The organism is Leucobacter salsicius M1-8, from assembly GCF_000350525.1.
GTDB lineage: Bacteria > Actinomycetota > Actinomycetes > Actinomycetales > Microbacteriaceae > Leucobacter > Leucobacter salsicius.
Map to the genome: position 1 here is coordinate 24278 of NZ_AOCN01000007.1, position 17578 is coordinate 41855.

At 64.9% G+C, this 17578-nt stretch carries 17 protein-coding genes; 8 read left to right on the plus strand and 9 right to left on the minus strand.

The window, feature by feature from the left end:
- Positions 1 to 36: 36 nt before the first annotated feature.
- The 5 genes from C795_RS0101335 to C795_RS0101350 form a co-directional block, all read right to left on the minus strand.
- Positions 37 to 1062, minus strand: coding sequence for a hemolysin family protein (locus C795_RS0101335; protein ID WP_017791959.1), 1026 nt, complete (start codon positions 1060 to 1062; stop codon positions 37 to 39).
- Entirely contained in the window at positions 1059 to 2492 is a 1434-nt protein-coding gene (locus tag C795_RS0101340) for a hemolysin family protein (protein ID WP_017791960.1), read from the minus strand. The genes C795_RS0101335 and C795_RS0101340 overlap by 4 nt, the downstream gene beginning before the upstream one ends.
- 163 nt (positions 2493 to 2655) lie before the next feature.
- A complete protein-coding gene (locus C795_RS0101345) occupies positions 2656 to 3033 on the minus strand; it encodes a zinc ribbon domain-containing protein YjdM (RefSeq protein WP_017791961.1) in 378 nt (125 codons plus the stop codon).
- 96 nt (positions 3034 to 3129) lie between these two features.
- The gene (locus C795_RS17780; protein WP_157486903.1) at positions 3130 to 3495 is read right to left on the minus strand and encodes a DUF2695 domain-containing protein; all 366 of its coding nucleotides are present in this window, start codon (positions 3493 to 3495) and stop codon (positions 3130 to 3132) included.
- Positions 3496 to 3576: 81 nt separating this feature from the next.
- Positions 3577 to 4173 carry a GNAT family N-acetyltransferase gene (locus C795_RS0101350; protein ID WP_017791962.1) on the minus strand — a complete coding sequence of 199 codons (597 nt, stop codon included), beginning with the start codon at positions 4171 to 4173 and terminating at the stop codon, positions 3577 to 3579.
- A gap of 60 nt (positions 4174 to 4233) precedes the next feature.
- Here C795_RS0101350 and C795_RS0101355 point away from each other — a divergent pair, with 60 nt between their 5' ends.
- A complete protein-coding gene (locus C795_RS0101355; RefSeq protein ID WP_017791963.1) occupies positions 4234 to 5292 on the plus strand; it encodes a tocopherol cyclase family protein in 1059 nt (352 codons plus the stop codon).
- A 94-nt stretch (positions 5293 to 5386) separates the two neighbouring features.
- Here the strand turns inward: C795_RS0101355 and C795_RS16765 are convergent, their stop codons facing one another.
- Positions 5387 to 5932, minus strand: coding sequence for a hypothetical protein (locus C795_RS16765; protein ID WP_232225401.1), 546 nt, complete (start codon positions 5930 to 5932; stop codon positions 5387 to 5389).
- 474 nt (positions 5933 to 6406) lie between these two features.
- Between C795_RS16765 and C795_RS0101365 the strand changes: the two genes are divergently transcribed.
- Positions 6407 to 7249 (plus strand): alpha/beta fold hydrolase, encoded by an 843-nt coding sequence (locus C795_RS0101365; RefSeq protein ID WP_017791965.1) that lies wholly within the window; start codon positions 6407 to 6409, stop codon positions 7247 to 7249.
- 153 nt (positions 7250 to 7402) lie between these two features.
- On the opposite strand, the gene ychF is transcribed toward C795_RS0101365, so the two are convergent.
- Positions 7403 to 8476, minus strand: coding sequence for a redox-regulated ATPase YchF (gene ychF / locus C795_RS0101370; RefSeq protein WP_026139354.1), 1074 nt, complete (start codon positions 8474 to 8476; stop codon positions 7403 to 7405).
- 97 nt (positions 8477 to 8573) lie between these two features.
- Positions 8574 to 8996, minus strand: a complete 423-nt coding sequence (locus C795_RS0101375) for a DUF1761 domain-containing protein (RefSeq protein ID WP_017791967.1) — start codon at positions 8994 to 8996, stop codon at positions 8574 to 8576.
- 151 nt (positions 8997 to 9147) lie between these two features.
- On the opposite strand from C795_RS0101375, the gene C795_RS0101380 reads away from it, so the two are divergent.
- Both C795_RS0101380 and C795_RS0101385 read left to right on the plus strand, forming a co-directional pair.
- On the plus strand, positions 9148 to 9732 hold the full coding sequence (locus C795_RS0101380) for a 3'-5' exonuclease (RefSeq protein ID WP_017791968.1): 585 nt from the start codon (positions 9148 to 9150) through the stop codon (positions 9730 to 9732).
- A gap of 163 nt (positions 9733 to 9895) precedes the next feature.
- Positions 9896 to 11350, plus strand: a complete 1455-nt coding sequence (locus C795_RS0101385) for a DNA recombination protein RmuC (protein WP_017791969.1) — start codon at positions 9896 to 9898, stop codon at positions 11348 to 11350.
- 111 nt (positions 11351 to 11461) lie between these two features.
- Here the strand turns inward: C795_RS0101385 and glpX are convergent, their stop codons facing one another.
- Positions 11462 to 12445, minus strand: coding sequence for a class II fructose-bisphosphatase (gene glpX / locus C795_RS0101390; protein ID WP_026139355.1), 984 nt, complete (start codon positions 12443 to 12445; stop codon positions 11462 to 11464).
- Between the two features lie 111 nt (positions 12446 to 12556).
- Between glpX and fbaA the strand changes: the two genes are divergently transcribed.
- From fbaA to C795_RS0101410, 4 genes are all read left to right on the plus strand, one after another.
- Positions 12557 to 13588, plus strand: coding sequence for a class II fructose-bisphosphate aldolase (gene fbaA, locus C795_RS0101395; RefSeq protein WP_017791971.1), 1032 nt, complete (start codon positions 12557 to 12559; stop codon positions 13586 to 13588).
- Positions 13588 to 14466, plus strand: coding sequence for a DUF6264 family protein (locus C795_RS0101400; protein ID WP_026139356.1), 879 nt, complete (start codon positions 13588 to 13590; stop codon positions 14464 to 14466). The genes fbaA and C795_RS0101400 overlap by 1 nt, the downstream gene beginning before the upstream one ends.
- 128 nt (positions 14467 to 14594) lie before the next feature.
- A complete protein-coding gene (locus C795_RS14785; RefSeq protein WP_033348794.1) occupies positions 14595 to 16025 on the plus strand; it encodes an MFS transporter in 1431 nt (476 codons plus the stop codon).
- The gene (locus tag C795_RS0101410; RefSeq protein ID WP_017791973.1) at positions 16022 to 17575 is read left to right on the plus strand and encodes a pyridoxal phosphate-dependent decarboxylase family protein; all 1554 of its coding nucleotides are present in this window, start codon (positions 16022 to 16024) and stop codon (positions 17573 to 17575) included. Before C795_RS14785 ends, C795_RS0101410 begins: the two co-directional genes overlap by 4 nt.
- The last annotated feature ends 3 nt before the right edge of the window (positions 17576 to 17578 follow it).

Here is a 17578-nt window from a genome sequence, read left to right on the forward strand (position 1 = left end):
TGTGGCCCGGGCTCAAGACATGACTGCTCGGAGCTTTTAGGAAATCGCCGTAGCCTCGAGCGACCCGGGCCCGGGGATGATCTCGCGCAGCAGGTCATCGAGGGTAACGACGCCCAGCAGGCGGTTCTGTTCCACCACGATTGCGATTTGCACGCGGCCCCGACGCATGCGTGCAAGCGCGTCATAGGCCGAGGTTTCAGGACCCACCGAGAGCGCCGGTCGAGAAATTTCGAGGGCCGCCGTGTCGGGGGCAACCGCGAGCGTGTCGCGCACGTGCACGACACGGCATGTGACGTCGTCTCCGACCAAGATGCGCAAGTGACCGGACTTCGCGGCAACATCCCGCACCTCGGCGACGCTGGCCGTCGTTGCCACCGTGGTGAGTTGACGGTCCGTGCGCACGATGTCGCCGACAGTGAGCGAGCTCAGGCTAATCACTTGCGAGATCGGCTCCGAGTACTGCTCGTCGAGCGTGCCCGCTGCGCGTGAGTGCGCCACGAGCTGACCGATCGTATCGGCATCTTGGCCACCGGCCGCAGCCTTCTCGACCGGTTCAACGCCGGAGGCCATCACGAGGCGGTTCGCGATGCGGTTGATCCACAGCAGAAACGGGCGCAGCGGCCACGTCATGGCGCGTGCGGCCGCGCTCGTCGCCTTCGCCGCGGTCTCGGGGTGCGCGATGGCCCACGACTTCGGCGCCATTTCACCGATCACGAGGTGCAAGAACGTGACGATGATGAGGGCAAGCATGAACGCGATGATGTCGGCGAGCACGTAGGGCAGACCCCACTGTTCAAACACCGGCGACAAGGCGTAGTCGATCGCGGGCTTCGTAATCGCGCCGAGTAGAAACGTACACGCGGTGATGCCAAGCTGGGCGAACGCGAGCATGACTGTGAGCTCGTTCATGCTGCGCAGCGCGGAGCGCGCCGAGGCGCTGTGCTCGGCTTCGGCTTCGAGGCGGTGGCGACGGGCCGCGAGCAGCGCGAACTCCACGATGACGAAGAACGCGCTCGCTAGGATCAGCGCGGTCGTGATGATGGCGACCATCCACCAGCTCATCGGTTCGTCTCCTTGGTAAGTGCGGTTTCGGCGTCCGTGTCTGTACTTGTGCCTGGATCGGCCTCGGGTTCGGGAGCGTCGAGGTCGATTTCGTGCAGCCGTACGATGATTTCTGAGGGCACTTGGCGCGCGACCGCGGTTGCCTCAATGTCGAGCCAGCGCTCCAGGTGCAGGCCCTGCAGCGCCTCTGCGGCGCGTTCGGGCAGGTTCACTCGTACCGTGGCACCCACTGGTACGAGGTCGCCGTACCTGCTGATCATGAGCCCGGCGATCGTCTCGGAGTCTTCCCTGGGCAGGTCATGCCCCAGGAGGCGTTCGATCTCGTCAAGGTGCATATCGCCGGGAAGGCGCCACCCCGCGTCCCCCAGGTCGGCGGCCTCTGCAATCTCGGCGTCGTGTTCGTCCGAGAGCTCGCCGATGATCTCCTCGGTGAGGTCCTCAACGGTCAGGATGCCATCAAAGCTGCCGTACTCGTCGACGACGCAGGCCAGCTCATTGCGGGTCTGCCGCATGCGTTCGAACGCAACTGGGAGCTGCATCGTTGTGGGAAGCACGACGGCCGCGCGCATGGCGCCGGATACCGGCGCATCATCCGCATACTCGCCTCGCAGCAGGTCGATCAGTTCGACCACGCCCACCGGGGTGTCGCGGTCATCGACGACCGGGTATCGGGTGTGACCGGTCGACATGAGAGCCAGCGCCTCACCCACCGTGGTCTCGGGGTTGACATAGTCAACTCGTGATCTCGGAACCATCGCGTGCTCGACGTCCCGGTCGGGGAAGTCGAGGATGCGGTCGATAATGATCGACAGATCTGCCGGCAGGTCACCGCTCTCACGCGACGCCTCGACGATCGCGCCGAGATCGTGCGCGGTCGCACTGGCGTCGACGTCATCGAGTGGCTCGATGCGCAGCAGCTTCAATAGTGCGTTGGCGGCTAGATCAAAGATCCGGATCAGCCAGCCAAAGATCGCGAGGTAGATGCGCGTGGGCGTCGCGAGTGCGCGGGCAAGCGGCTCGGGGCTCGCGATCGCTAGGTTCTTCGGATACAGTTCACCGAAAATCATCGTGACGATCGTGGCGAGCAGCAGCGCGCCCGTCGTGCCGATCAGCACAGAGGCGGTCGTGCTCAGCCCGGCGCCACCCAGTAGCGTGCCGATGGATTCACCGATGAGTGGCTCCGCCACGTATCCGATGAGCAGACCCGTCACGGTGATGCCCAGCTGCGCGCCCGACAACATGAACGACGTGCGCTTCGTGATGTCGAGCACGCGCTGAGCCTGCGCGTCACCGCGCTCTGCCTGTACCGCCATCTTCGTGCGGTCGACCGACATGTACGCAAACTCCTGCGCGACAAAGAAGCCACAGGCCGCGATGATCGCGAGCGTTACGAGAATGCCAAGAAGCAGTGTGAGTACTGCGACTAGCAAGTATGTTCACCCCCTCGAACAATGAGGGGGTGCGAAGATCGACCCTCCTGGTCAGAGCAGGGGCTTTTGTGGCTCACGGGGTTCTCTCTCGTGGGTCAGTTACAGGTGTCTGATCTAAAGTATCGGCGGTTGTCGAGAAGCCGATGTGAATTCTGTCGCATCGCTACAGCTTCTTGACGATGCTCGACTTCAGCTGAATCTTGCCGACTCCGGGAATCTTGGCGTCGATGTCGTGCCCGTCGCCGCGGTCGGCCGTCAGACGAATGCCGCGCACCTTCGTGCCGGCCTTCACGGCTCCCCCACCGCCGCCCGAGATCTTGACCGTCTTAACGACGGTGACGTCATCACCGTCAGCGAGTGGGTTGCCCACGGCGTCACGGATGACGTCGTCTTGAGCTGCGTCGGCATCGGTGTCATCCGAGGAGGCCGCAGCCCACTCGTGGCCGCACATGGGGCAGGTCAGCAGCGCACCCGATTCGTAGGTGTACTCAGCCTGGCACTCGGGGCAGGGAGGAAATTCCGCTTCGACTGATTCGGTCACAACACTCACGGTCCTTGATTCGGTGGGGGCTGCCCGAAGGCAGGCATTGCTTCATTCACCATACCGATGATCGTGAGCGCACGAGCGCCAGCCGGACTAGTAGTACCTCCTGATCCGTACCCAATTTCCGCAGGGTTGAGTCGATCCGAGGCGCACCCCGCAGCACGGCGGCTGCGGCCGAGACTCCCAATCTCGCTGGGCTGACTCGTAGGCGTTCATGTAGATTTCACAATCACAGCAGCAGGCCCCCATTGAGGCCAGTCGGACTTCGAGGGAGGTCGCACGGGGTGCGGTGAGGTCACGAAATGCTCGCGAGAAGCGGTGACTCCCGTCACAACCAAACGTGTTCAGTTGACGTAAGACGTAGCAAGCGAGGCATTCACCTGCATTGGGCTGGACCATTGCCGAAACAGTATCTTGAACAATCTGTTCGGCGACGTCGGCGATAGATGTTGTGTTCATGCCGGTATGGTCACACGAGCCACCGACATCGCCGGATCGAGCCCCGCTCGTATGCACCGGGGGGCTCCAGGTCCCTGGGACTCAGCACTCCGCGCGCATGGACCAGTGTGGCGGGCCCTCGGCGGGCGTGGAGTGATGCACGACCTGAAATTGCATCCGCTCATACAGCGCCACGTTGCGCGCGTCCGAGGTCTCGAGGGTCACCGCAGTGGCCCCGGCCTCACCAGCCAGCTGGAGACCCCGCGCGATCAGAGCCGCGCCCACCCCGCGGCCGCGATGTACCCGACAAACGCCAATGGTTTCGAGACGCCACGCGTCACCGCTCGCGTCGTCGGGTTCGTTCGTCTCGCCCTGAGCGAGCCGCGGGAGGCGGTCGCCGTGCAGCGCGATGATGCGCTGCATCACCGCCGCATCGGGATCCGGCGCGTTTGGCGGCAGCAAGGCGATGACGCCCGCAAGATCCTCGGTCACCAGGACGACGCCGTGCGCGTGTGCGTGGCGCAGATAGAGCTCCTGCAGCTCGCGCAGGCGAGCTGAGTAGTCGTGCTCAGGGATCACCCAGCGCGTCCAGGCGTAATCGGCAAACGCCTCGGCCAGGGTGTCCGCGGCGCTGGCGAGGTCGTCGTGCCGGGCCCGGCGGATTGCTGCGGACTCCTGAACTGCCTGGTGCGTCGTCATCGCACCAGCCTATGGCGATCCACGGCTCGACGAAGGCCATGCCCTGTGCTGTACTGAATCATGGCATGGCTCAAGCAGTACCGCGCAACGGGGGCCGACCCCCTGTTCGGCCGCCCCACGCGAGCACATCACGGCGTCGCGATGGAGGGCTATTTCTGGCGCATCACTGACCCCGACACGGGACGCGTCATCATTGCACTCTGCGGTGCAAACGTGGGGCCCCAGGGCCCCTGGGCCACGATCGGGCTGGCCGCATGGCCCGCTGGGTTCCTGCGCGCTGAAGCGCGAGACGGAGCTTGGACTGATCCGGATCGGCTTGGCGTGCGAGGCGGCACCGGCGCTGGCACACACACAGCCGCGTTCGCAGCAGATGCGCAGCGTCTTCGCGTCAACCTGGGCGACGACGCCCGCCTCGAAGCCGAGTTCCACGGCTTACGCCCCTGGCCGCACCGCATGCTGGGCAGTTCGAGCGTCTTCCACATGGTGCCGGGCCTGAATCAGTATTGGCATCCGTGGCTGCTGGGTGGCAAGGCTTCCGGATCGGCCGTGCTGGGCGACACGGTTTGGGAATTTCGTGACGCCGACGTGTATGCCGAAAAGAATTGGGGCCGCGAGGGATTTCCCGAGTCCTGGTGGTGGGGGCAAGCGCAGGGATTTGAGGAGCCCGGCGCGTGTGTGGCCTTCGCTGGCGGAATCGTCACCGCTGGGCCAATGCGGCTGGAGGTCACGGCGCTCGTCGTGCAATTGCCCGATGGCAAGGTCGTGCGATTGGGAAATCCGGTGGTGAGCCCCGTGCGGACTCATACTTCGGACGAACGCTGGTCGCTGTCGGGGCGCGGCTATGGGTGGCGCATCGAGGTCGAGGCGTCGGCACCCATGGATCAGGCGTTTGTGTTGCCCGTGCCGTTACCGAGCGAACACCGCAATGTGGCCGGCGATCTGGAGCATCTCGCCGGTGACCTCACCGTGCGCGTGCATCGGTTCGGGCGGCACGTGTGGACCGGTCACACCTCGCTCGCTGCCCTCGAACATGGGGGTCTTGACCGGGCCCGAGCCGAGCTGCGTCGTCGCGGGCTCGACGAGGGGTTATCGTCGGCGCCGCCGGTCAAAGAGGACTAGCAGGCGGAACGCACGCTCCCAGGCGAGGGCCGAGATTGTTCAACGCGAACGCCTGCGACCTTTGTTGCGCTCAAGGACACGACCGCAGACATAACTAAGGCCACGGAATGTAGTGAGAATGACCGTTCCACGAGCCGTGCTCTGACAGTGGCCTGAATCGCAACGTCGTAAACTCGTGGTGAAAATCTCGACGTTCGCGCTCGGTCATCGCTTCAGTATGACGACGAGCAGATGCTCCATCGTCATTGCCAAAGACCATGCCTGTCATCGCTCGAGTACTGGTCCAGATCGAAAACGTCGACACCGTCCTTGGCAAACGGATGGCCGCCATGGCCAGCGTTGCCTCCGGATGGTCACGAATCTGGCATTCGACTGGGCGACCCCACCGTATGAATCGAGGCAGTTCGAACAGGCGCATTCGAGCCAATGTCACCGCGACCACAGGTTCCTCCTGTCGCATTCGCTCCCCCACGTTGGGCAATTGGGAGAATTCACGCACTTCTCCCCAGCGGCGCAGAAACTCGAGCCTGACATGCCAGCCTGCACTCAATTTGCGACCGAACGGGTGCTCGGCGAGAAAATCAACAAGCGCTGATTCGTCTTCCCACTCTGCGAAGACGGCAATCCGCCGCAATTGCATCCGGTGAGGGGGAAACGATCGCCGCTCCCAACTCCATCCCGGCGAGCACTTCAATGTGGCGAAGCCCGGGATACTTCGGAGACCGCAGGAGCCCACCTATTGCCATACGCAGAGGCATGTGAGCCAAATGGAATGAGTAGAAAGTCATCTATGGTTGCTCTCACTCATTGTCTTCATCTCCTGATTTTCGTAGCGGCGCTACGCATGCGTCAATTGAACAGGAGCCACCTCGCACACGGTAGTCGCGCAAGATCAGCCCTTCCCGAAAGCTATCAAACCAGTACGGCCCGGGTTCCGGGCACCTCCAAGATGCTGAATGCGCGCGAACGAGGCTCCGGCGTATCATCGGGCTATGAGTGACACCGACCCGGTCACTACCATTACCGGGCGCCACGGGGTGCTGATCGAGAACGATCTCGCTCGTCGTCACAATCATTGTCGTGATGTTGATCCACTAAGTGAACGGGGCTCGGCATGGCATCTCACGAGACGAACGGCGTGACACTCGGGGTCGAGTACTTCGGCGACGAGACCGCGCCGCCGGTTATGTGCGTAGGAGGAACGACCATGCTCTCCTGGCCAGACGCGCTCTGCGAGCACCTCGCGCGCGGCGGTCGGCACGTCGTTCGTTATGATCTGCGCGATTCCGGCGAGTCGACCACCGGCGACCCTATGAAGCCGACGTGCACGCTGCGCGACCTGGCATCCGATGCCGCAGCTCTTGCTCGAGAATTCAGCAGCCGCAGCGTTCATCTAGAGGGAATTGGAGTCGGAGGGATGGTGGCTCAAGTTGCCGCGCTTGATCACCCTGAGGTGTTCTCGGCGCTCACCCTGATCGGAACGCGCCCCGTCGCACCGGGCCCGGTCGACGACGACGACCTACCCGACCACGATGAAGCGACGATGGGCCGCCTGTTCTCGCGGACGGCCCCCGCCTGGGCCGATCGTGACGCCGTCACGGAGTACATGGCTGCCGGTGCGAGCATTCTCGGCAACGATCCCAGCGCGGCGAGAGCGGTCACCGCACGCACCTGGGACCGCACCCCAAGCGCATCGCCCGCTATCCACATGGCTAATCAGTTAGGGACTATGTTCTCCAGACTCGATTGCGAGCCGCGCTGGCGGGAGCGCCTCAGCTCACTCGCGATGCCCACGCTGGTCGTACATGGTCGTCGAGACCCGTTCTTTCCACTCGGCAACGGTGAGGCACTTGCCCGGCAGATCCCTGGCGCACGGCTCCTTGTACTCGATGACGCCTCAACAGCAATTCCCGACTCGGCTGCCGGCGACGTCGCGGACGCCATGTTGGAGCTGTGAAATCGGAAGTTCCCGTTAGGCACCGCTGAACTCGGTATCGACTCGGGTCACAATGTCTCAGCGAGCACCTATTTCTCGTTGCAGGAGAGCCAGACCCACAAGCAAAACACCCCTCCACCAAATCGTGAAGGGGTGCTGCAATCGATCAACGTCCTAGACGTTAAACCGCCACTCGCAGACGTCGCCGTCCTGCATGATGTATTCCTTGCCTTCCATGCGGGCCTTGCCCTTGGCACGAGCCTCAGCCACCGATCCGGTCTCGACCAGGTCTTCGAACGAGATGATCTCGCCCTTAATGAAGCCCTTTTCGAAGTCGGTGTGGATCGCGCCGGCGGCCTGCGGGGCGGTTGCACCCTTCGGGATCGTCCAGGCGCGAGCCTCCTTGGGGCCTGCGGTGAGGTACGTCTGCAGGCCAAGCGTGTCGAAGCCCACGCGCGCGAGCTGGCTGATGCCGCTCTCTTCCTGACCGATCGATGCGAGCATCTCGGCGGCGTCTTCCTCATCAAGCTCGATGAGCTCGCTTTCGATCTTGGCGTCCAGGAAGATCGCCTTTGCGGGCGCTACGAGGGCAGCAAGCTCCTCGAGGCGCGCGGAATCCTGGAGCACATCCTCGTCGACGTTGAAGACGTAGAGGAACGGCTTAGCAGTCAGCAGGCCGAGCTCGCTGATCTCCGTGAGGTCGATGTCGGTCTGCGACAGCAGCTTGCCCTCATCGAGCGCGGCGCGTGCAGCCTTCGCGGTCGCGACGACCGACGCATCGATCTTGCGGTTCTTGAGCTCCTTCTCAAAGCGCACGAGGGCCTTGTCGAGGGTCTGCATGTCGGCGATGATCAGCTCGGTGTTGATCGTCTCCATGTCGCTCGCGGGGTTCACGTCACCGTCGACGTGAATGACGTCGGGGTCTGAGAAGCCGCGCACGACCTGAGCGATGGCGTCGGCCTCGCGAATGTTGGCGAGGAACTGGTTGCCGAGCCCCTCACCCTCGCTCGCGCCGCGCACGATGCCGGCGATGTCGACGAAGCTGACGGGTGCGGGCAGCAGGCGCTCCGAACCGAAGATCTCAGCGAGCTTGTTGAGCCGGGGGTCAGGTAGGTTGACGACGCCAACGTTCGGCTCGATCGTGGCGAACGGATAGTTCGCTGCGAGCGCGTCGTTGTGCGTAAGAGCATTGAACAGGGTCGACTTGCCAACGTTGGGCAGTCCCACGATTCCGATAGTTAGAGCCACGAGGGATCATTCTACCTTCCCACGCCCGAGAGCGGGCGCCGGAAGGCATTTGGGCCGTTTGAGCCGTCAGATCGCAGCCCGGGCGCGCTGATCCGGATCATCCCGCTGGTGGCCAGATCCCAATCACGAAGCAGAGCACCACGATCGTGACGAGTTCATGCGCACAGTTCATAACGGTGAGCGCAGGCGGGCGCCCTTCAAACGCGTCGTGCGTGATGAACCGGGCGGCAGTGAGTCCTGCCCAGAGCAACACTCCGGTGAGCAGCGCCGCGACAAGAAACGAACCTCCGTAGAAGGCGTAGGCGATCCAAATCGCGCCAGCGAGCACCCACGATGTGATGAAGCTCACGACGAGCGTCACGAGGATTGGGCCGACGGCAGACGCACCGCTTCCCGGTGACACTTTCGCGAGGCGCATCCATGCGTTGCCGAACACCTTTGGCGTATACCAAATTGCGCCGACAATCATTGTTGATAGCGTCGCCACGGCGACCGCCCAATAGTTAATCTCGGGAATCATGAGTACGCTCCTTCGCGTCTGGATCCAACGCCGGTACAAATGCGGATGTAGTTAGTGTTACACCGAACCACCGACGTGGGTAGATCTCATCTCCTGGACATTTCGGTATCCCTTGGAGCTGGGTGTCGGTTCTGTATGGCACGCTGGAGCTGTGCCCGTAGACTTCACCGCCATCGATTTCGAGACCGCCAATGGACACGCTTCTTCAGCGTGCTCGGTAGGGCTGGTGCGGGTGCGCGACGGGCAGGTGGTCGAGCGCGCTGACTGGCTCATCAAGCCGCCCGCCTCGCACGCCGAGTTTCAGCACTTCAACATCAAGATCCACGGCATCACCCCCGCGATGGTCGAGCACGCCCGCGAGTGGGCTGAACAATTGGACGACCTGCGCGACTTCCTGGGCGACGATGTCGCAGTGGCCCACAATGCCAGCTTCGACATGGGTGTGATCCGTTCGGCCTGTGCCGAGACCATCACGCCCATCCCCAAGCTGCGCTATCTCTGCAGCGTGCAGGTCTCGCGCAAGACGTACGATATTCCGTCGCACCGCCTCCCTTTGGCCGCCGCGGCCGCCGGATACGGCGAGTTCGCACACCACAATGCGAGCGCCGACGCCGAGGCCTGCGCCGCAATCGTGATCGACGCGGCCAGACGCCACGGTGCCGCGAACATCGCTGAACTCGTGAAGGCCACGGGCGTCAAGCTCCACGCGCTCAAGGCGATCCCGCTCAAGCTGTAGCCTCGCTGCGCTGCCTAGATCCGGTACATTCAAGCGCCGGATCAGGGAGTTTTCATACTCGCGGCCATCGTCTCGAAGCGTTGCCACCGGCCCCTGCCACCGACCGTTGTCGGTGGTCGCCGATAGCGTTGACGCGACATCAATTCGAAAGGCCGGGACTCCTATGAATGCCCTCGTCATCACCCTGCTCGCGGTCAACGCGCTGCTCCTGATTGCCCTGCTGGTGATCGTTATCGTGCGCACGAAACATGGAGCAGCTGGCACGTTTGCGGGCCCCAGTTCGCTTGGCCCCGAGCTACGCCAGGAGTTTGGTGGGCTTCGAGGAGAACTCGGCCAGGCCATGGCGACCGGGCAGCAGCAGCTGGATGCCCGGTTGCATGCCGTCGCCACGTCACAGGCCGAGGAGCTCGCGCGCGACCGTGAAGCCCGCGCCAACGCGAGCTTCGAGCAACGCGAACTCATTGAGCGCTCACTCGCCGGGCTAAACGACCGGATGCATGCATCGTCACAGGCGACCATGCAGGCGCAGATGGAGTTCATGCGCTCCATCGAGGCCCGCTTCGAGAAGATGCAGCTCGGCCAGCGCGAGGAACTCGACAAGCTGCGCCTCACACTGGGCGGGGAGCTCGAGAAGCTCCGTCAGGGCAACGAAGCCAAGCTCGAGAAAATGCGGGAGACCGTCGACGAAAAGCTGCAGGGCACGCTCGAGAAGCGCCTGGGCGAGTCGTTCAAGCTGGTGAGCGACCGGCTCGAGCAGGTGCAGAAGGGTCTCGGCGAGATGCAGACGCTTGCCTCAGACGTGGGCGGGCTCAAGCGCGTGCTCACAAACGTGAAGAGCCGCGGCAGCTGGGGAGAGGTGCAGCTTGCACGTCAGCTCGAAGACATGCTTACCCCAGAGCAGTATCAGGAAAACGTGGCCGTGCGCCCCGACTCAGCCGAGCGCGTCGAGTTCGCGGTCAAGCTGCCGGGCCGCGACGACAACAACGTGCCCGTGTGGCTGCCGATCGACTCGAAGTTTCCGCAGGAGGACTACGAGCGACTCTTGGACTCGCAGGAGACCGGCGATAAGGAAGCGATCGAGGCCGCGGGACGCACCGTCGAGAAGGTCATTCTGGCCCAGGCGAAGCTGATCCACGACAAGTACATCCACCCGCCGTTCTCCACCGACTTCGCCATCATGTACCTGCCGACAGAGGGGCTCTTCGCCGAGGCCATCCGTCGACCCGGCCTCGCCAGCAAGCTCCAGCTCGACTATCAGGTCACGATCGCCGGCCCCACAGTACTCATGTCGCTCCTCAACAGTCTCCAGCTCGGGTTTCGCACGCTCGCAATCGAGCAGCGAAGCTCTGAAGTGTGGAAGGTGCTGGGCGCGGCCAAGGCCGAGTTCCAGAAGTATGGTCAGGTCTGGGACAAGCTCGAGAAGCAGCTGGCCACCGCCCAAAACACGGTGCAGCAGGCGGGCGTGCGCACCCGCGCCGTCGAGCGTTCGTTGCGCCAGGTGGAGACACTCGAGGTCGCGATACTTGAGGACGCGCCTTCCGAGGTAGAGGTGTCGGAACCGTCACTCGGCCAGTCGTCGCTCGGGTTCGATGAGCTGTTCGAGGCCAAGAACGCATAGCCGCATCCGAGGTATTCGCTTCGACCCCCAGAAACACTTCACCCCCGGTGCTCGATCGAGCACCGGGGGTGAAGTGTTGGTACGGCTAGTGCCGCGGGGCATACGCCGAAATTAGTTCCAGCGCGTGGGATCCATGTCGCTGATGACGTGGCGGATGGTGCCCGAGTGGGCACGCATGACGATGCTCTCGGCGCGCACGAACGGGCCGCGGCGCTGCACGCCGTCGACGAAGTCGGCCGAGGTGATGCCAGTGGCCACGAAGTAGCAGTTGTCGCTGGCAACGAGGTCGTTGGCCTCGAGCACGCGGTCGAGGTCGTGGCCGGCGGCGAGGGCGCGCTCGCGCTCCTCGTCGTCCTTGGGCCACAGGCGTCCCTGGATCACACCGCCGAGTGCCTTCACAGCACACGCGGTGATGATGCCCTCGGGCGTGCCACCGATGCCAACGCACATGTCGATGCGTGAATCCCAGCGAGCCGCGTTGACGCCACCAGCGACGTCGCCGTCCATGATGAGGCGAGTACCGGCGCCAGCCGCACGAATGTCAGTGATGAGCTGCTCGTGGCGGGGGCGGTCGAGTACGGCAACGCGAATGTCAGACACGTCAACGTTCTTGGCGCGAGCCAGCGCACGAATGTTCTCGCCGATGGGGCGGTTGATGTCGACAACGCCAACGCCCTCGGGGCCACACACGAGCTTGTCCATGTAGAACACGGCCGAGGGGTCGTACATGCTGCCGCGATCGGCCACTGCGATCACCGAGAGCGCGCCGGGGCGTCCCTCGGCAGCGAGGCGCGTGCCGTCGATCGGGTCAACCGCGACGTCGCACTCCGCGCCCTCGCCGTTGCCAACCTGCTCGCCGTTGTAGAGCCAGGGAGCGTCGTCCTTCTCGCCCTCACCGATCACGACGGTGCCGTTCATGTTGACGGTGGAGAGGAAGCGACGCATAGCGTCGACTGCCGCGCCGTCGGCCGCATTCTTGTCGCCGCGTCCGATCCAAGGCGTCGCCCGCATTGCTGCCGCCTCAGTCGCTCGCACCAATTCCATTGCGAGGTTACGGTCGGGCTGCCAATCGCCAAGAGATCGTGGTTCAGTCATGGGCTCAAGTCTACCGCGTAGACTGTTGTGCAAACGCGGTCCAGCGCCGAACCGTGCTAAATGGAATCTGTGGCGTAGTCGACACACCCTCACAACCCAAGGAGCCCTTCAATGGCCGTTGCAACCCCGGAACAGTACGCAGCAATGCTCGACACCGCAAAAGCCGGAGCCTTCGCGTTCCCCGCGGTGAACGTGTCCAGCTCGCAGACCCTTAACGCTGCCCTGCAGGGTTTCGCTGAGGCCGGGTCCGACGGCATCATTCAGGTGAGCTTCGGCGGCGCCGATTACTTCGCTGGTCACACTGTCAAGAACCGCATCGGTGGTGCACTGGCGTTCGCCAAGTATGCCGAAGAGGTCGCCAAGGCCTACGACGTGACCGTCGCCCTGCACACCGATCACTGCCCCAAGGAGCACCTGGACGGCTTTGTTCTGCCGCTGCTCGCCGCCAGCGAGGATCGCGTGAAGAACGGCGACGGCCTGCCCTACTTCCAGTCGCACATGTGGGACGGCTCCGCTGTGCCCCTCGCCGAGAACCTGGAGATCGCGAAGGGACTGCTGCCCCGCATGGCTGCGGCCGGCATCATCCTCGAGGTCGAGATCGGCGTCGTCGGTGGTGAAGAAGACGGCATCGTGAACGAGATCAACGACAGCCTCTACACGACCCTCGAAGACGGCATCGCCACGGTCGAGGCGCTCGGCCTCGGCGAGCAGGGTCGCTACCTTACCGCCCTCACCTTCGGCAACGTGCACGGCGTGTACAAGCCCGGTGGAGTGAAGCTGCGCCCCGAGCTGCTCGCAGAGATTCAGGCAGGCCTCGCCGCAAAGTACGGCACCGCAGCGAAGCCCCTCGACCTGGTATTCCACGGCGGCTCGGGCTCGTCGGCAGAGGAGATCGCCGAGGCCGTGCGTAACGGTGTCATCAAGATGAACATCGACACTGACACCCAGTACGCGTTCTCGCGTCCCGTCGTCGACTTTGTCATGAAGCACTACGACGGCATGCTCAAGATCGACGGCGAGGTCGGCAACAAGAAGCAGTACGACCCCCGCGCCTACGGCAGGGTCGCAGAGTCCGGTATGGCCGCTCGCATCGCCCTCGCCGCTGAGCAGCTCGGCTCGGCCGGCAAGTCAGTGAGCGCGTAGTGACGGACGGCCCGGCCACCCCGCAGGAGCCTGCTGCGTCACCGCAGCCGACTCCTGAGCAGCCCGCGACACCCGCCCCGGCAGAGCGCCCGCGTCCCGCGTTTGGGGAGCTCGCGCCCGAGGGCTGGGAGTGGAAGCCTGAGGTCGCCAACGCAGCCTCGGGCACCAGCTCAACTTCCCCGGCCCACGGCGGATCCGGCGCAGCAGCGGCCCCCGCGGCGAGCCCCACGCTCCCCGGTGTGCCTCATAATCTCGGCGCTGGCCTGCCCAAGCGCGGCGGCGCGAAGTCCGCTACGGGCGCACGCGCAGGCAAGAGTTCCGGATCCGGAACCGCTGGCGCAGCTGGCACCGGTGCAGCCGGCACCGGCCCCCAGCAACCCAGCACGCCAGGTTCCCCCTATCGCGCAGATGCGCCGGCCGCCGCGCCGCGCGCGGCCGCGCAGGTGCCGGGCGCCCCGAGGCCCCGCATGGTTGATCGTGTGTTCACGATCGGGCTGCTGGTGCTGGGTGGGCTCTCGACGCTCAGTATGGTGCAGTCGCTGTTCGCGCTCGAATCGCAGATTCGATTGACCGCGACGATGATCGGTCTCGATCACGCCACACTCGCATCGTGGGTCGGGCCGCTCGGCACGATCGGCGGGATCGTGGTGCTTGCGCTGTTTGCGGTGACGCTGATCTTCTCGATCCAGCGCATGCGCGCGGGCAAGCTGGCGTTCTGGGTGCCGCTCACCGCAGGCGTCATTGCGGTGCTGATCGTGGCGATTCTTCCCGCGATCGCGATGCTCGCGGGTGCACCCGAGATCATGCAGCAGTTTGAGACCGATCCCAATGGGTCGCTCGACAAGATGCTTGAGTACATGCGCACGATGCAGCCGTAATCACGGCGCTCGTTGGCGGCCTGGGCTTCTCGATTTCGAGGAGCCCAGGCCGCTGTGGTTTGCGGGTGCTCGCATCTGTGCGTGCGCGCCGCCGCTGCGATGTCGGTGGCTCAAGATAGCCTGTGCCCATGGATTCAACGACGAACTCCTCTCCAGCACGCCTCCCGCGTAGCGTGATTGCGCGCTATGCCGCGGGCTCCCTCGGCACGGGCGGGTTTGCGACGCTGCCCGGCCTCGTGCTCGTGTACTACATGACCGACTCCCTCGGCATTGCCGCCCTCGTGGCGGGCGGCATCATCACGCTCGCCAAGGTGTGGGACGTGCTCATTGACCCGGTGATTGGTGCGCTGAGCGACCGCGCGCTTGCACGCTCCGGATCACGGCGCGGCCCCATGCTCGTGGGCGCCATTGGCCTCCCCGTCGCATTCGCCCTCACCTTTGCGGTGCCACCCGGACTCTCACCCCCGCTGGCGGCGGGCTGGGTGCTCGTCGCATTTGTCGCCGCGGCCACCTGCTTCAGCCTGTTTCAGGTGCCCTACATTGCGCTGCCCGCCGAGCTCACCGATGGCTACAACGAACGCACTCGACTGCTCACCTGGCGCGTCGTCGTGCTGACCTTTGCGATCCTGCTATTTGGGGCGGGCGGGCCAGAGCTCCGCGGGCTGTTCCCCGACAACGCCTTCGCCGGCTATCTCACGATGGGCGTTGTTGCGGCGGTCGTACTCGGGGTGGGGCTCTCGATCGCGTCCACTGTGGCTCCACGGGGCGGCGGGTTCGGTGAGGCGGTCCCTGGTGCCACCAACGCAAGCAGAGTCTTCACGCTGTCGCATTACCGCGACGGGCTTGCGGCACTGCGCGAAAGTCAGCCCTTTCGGGCGCTCCTACTGACGTTTGTGCTGCAGGGGCTCGCGACCGGCATGATGCTGGCGAGCGCTCAGTTCGTCGCTCGCTGGATTCTCGGAGATGAGGGCGCCGTCACCCCGCTGTTCGCGGCGCTCATTGCACCTGCACTGTTTGTCGCCCCACTCTGGGGCAAGCTTGCCGAGCGCGTCGGCAAGGAGCGCGCGTTTCGCCTCGCCAGCACGCTGTTTCTCGTGGCGGCCATCGTGTTGACCGCCATGATCTGGGTACCCGGGTGGTGGATCCTCGCCCCGGTAGCGCTCGCCGGCGCAGCCTACGCAGGCATGCAGTCCCTCCCGATGGCGATGCTGCCCGACGTCATCGGCCACGATGCTGACGCGCGCGAGGGCCGCGACGGTCGCAGCGGTCAGGCAGGCCGGGCCGGGGTGTTCGGCGGAGTGTGGACGGCGGGTGAGACCGCGGGAATGGCGCTGGGCGCGACGATCCTCACGGTGATGTTGGCGGCGTCGGGCTACATCGAGTCTGTCGCCGGCGCATCGGTGTCGCAGCCGGCGAGCGCCGTTGTGAGCATTGCGCTCTCGTTCAGTGTCGTCCCCGCGCTGCTCATGGTGGTGAGTCTCGCGGCCCTCACCCGGTACCGACTGCGGGAGTCCGACATCACCTCGGCGGCATCACCTACGGCGGGAGAGCTCTCGTGACGCCTAATGGCCCGACCGCGTTGGGCTCCCGCAGCGAAGAGATCCTCGCGGAGCTTTGGCGCCTTCGCGAGCGGGACGCCCCTACGCACGGTGGCCGCCTTCTGTCGTATGTGTACGACTCCGGTCGCGCAGAGCTCGATGCGCTCGCGGGCGCTGCCGCCGAGCTCGCACGCCCGGTGAACGGGCTAGATCCCACCGCGTTCCCCTCTATCGCGGCAATGGAGGGCGACCTCGTCCGGTTCATGCGGCGAGCGCTCGGCGGTGCCCTTCGTCGCCCGTTCGATGGCGGCCCCGTTGTCGGCAGCGTCACCAGCGGTGGAACCGAGAGCTGTCTGCTGGCGGTGAAGACGGCCCGAGACCTGTGGCGTGCGCGACAGCAGACTGACGATCCTGTGCGGCGACCCATGCCTCGCATCGTTGCCCCCGAAACCGTGCACGCGGCATTTCGCAAGGCCGCCCTGGCCTTTGGCCTCGAGTTCGATGGCGTCCCGTGCCAGCCGGACGGCTCGGTCGCGGCCGCCGACATCGTCTCCCGGTTGGGAAGCGATGTCGCGCTCGTGGTCGTCTCAGCCCCCGCGTATCCGAGCGGCTTCCTTGACCCGGTCGGCGAGGTCGCGGCGGCGGCGAAGGCCCGGGGCATATCGTGCCACGTTGACGCCTGCTTTGGCGGGCTCGTGCTGCCGTGGTGGCCCGGACTCCCTCTGTGGGACTTTCGGGTTCCCGGCGTCACGAGCATGTCCGCCGATCTGCACAAGTTTGGGTATGCCCCGAAGGGGGTATCGGTGCTGCTGCATCGTGGCAGAGTGCGACACCGCGCGCAGTTCTTTGCAACGACGCGTTGGCCGGGGTATCCGGTGGTCAATCCCACGCTCTTGGGGTCGCGGTCGGCCTCGCCGCTTGCGGCCGCGTGGGCGATCACTCGCAGGCTCGGCGACGACGGGTTCGCTGATCTCACGCAATCGTGTGTGCGCAGCGTTTCGGCCATCGTCGCGGCAGTGCAGGGTTCACGCGAGGCCTGGTCAGCGCGGCCCGGAATTCCTGGCCTCGCCATTTGGGGCTCCCCGACCGGGCCCGCCGTAGCGCTCGTCGCCGATGAGTCGGTGCCGCCGAGCGAGCAAGTCGACCCGCATCACCTGGCCGACGAAATGGCACGCCTTGGCTACCGGTTGCAGCACCAGCCCGGGTTCACCCAGGCGAACGGAGTGCGGCTGCCCCACAGTGTGCACCTCACGATAACCCCGGTGACCGAGGGCACACTGGCTGGCCTCATCACAGCCATGCGCACCGCGGCAGATGCGGTGCGCGGCAAGCCAGCGGCGAACCCGTGGCTCGAGCTGGGGGCGCTCAAACTTCTGGGTTACGGGAGCGCGGCCGTGCGTTCCCGGGTCCCCGGTCCCCGCGTGGCCTGGCTCATCCTCCGGGTCGCGGGCGCGGGAGGCTCCTCGTTGCCGGGCAACATGGCACCGCTCATGGCGCTCGTGGAGCTGCTTCCCGCGCCGGTCGCCGAGGCGCTGCTCACCGAGTTGATCGCGCGCGTCAGCGAACCGTAGTGA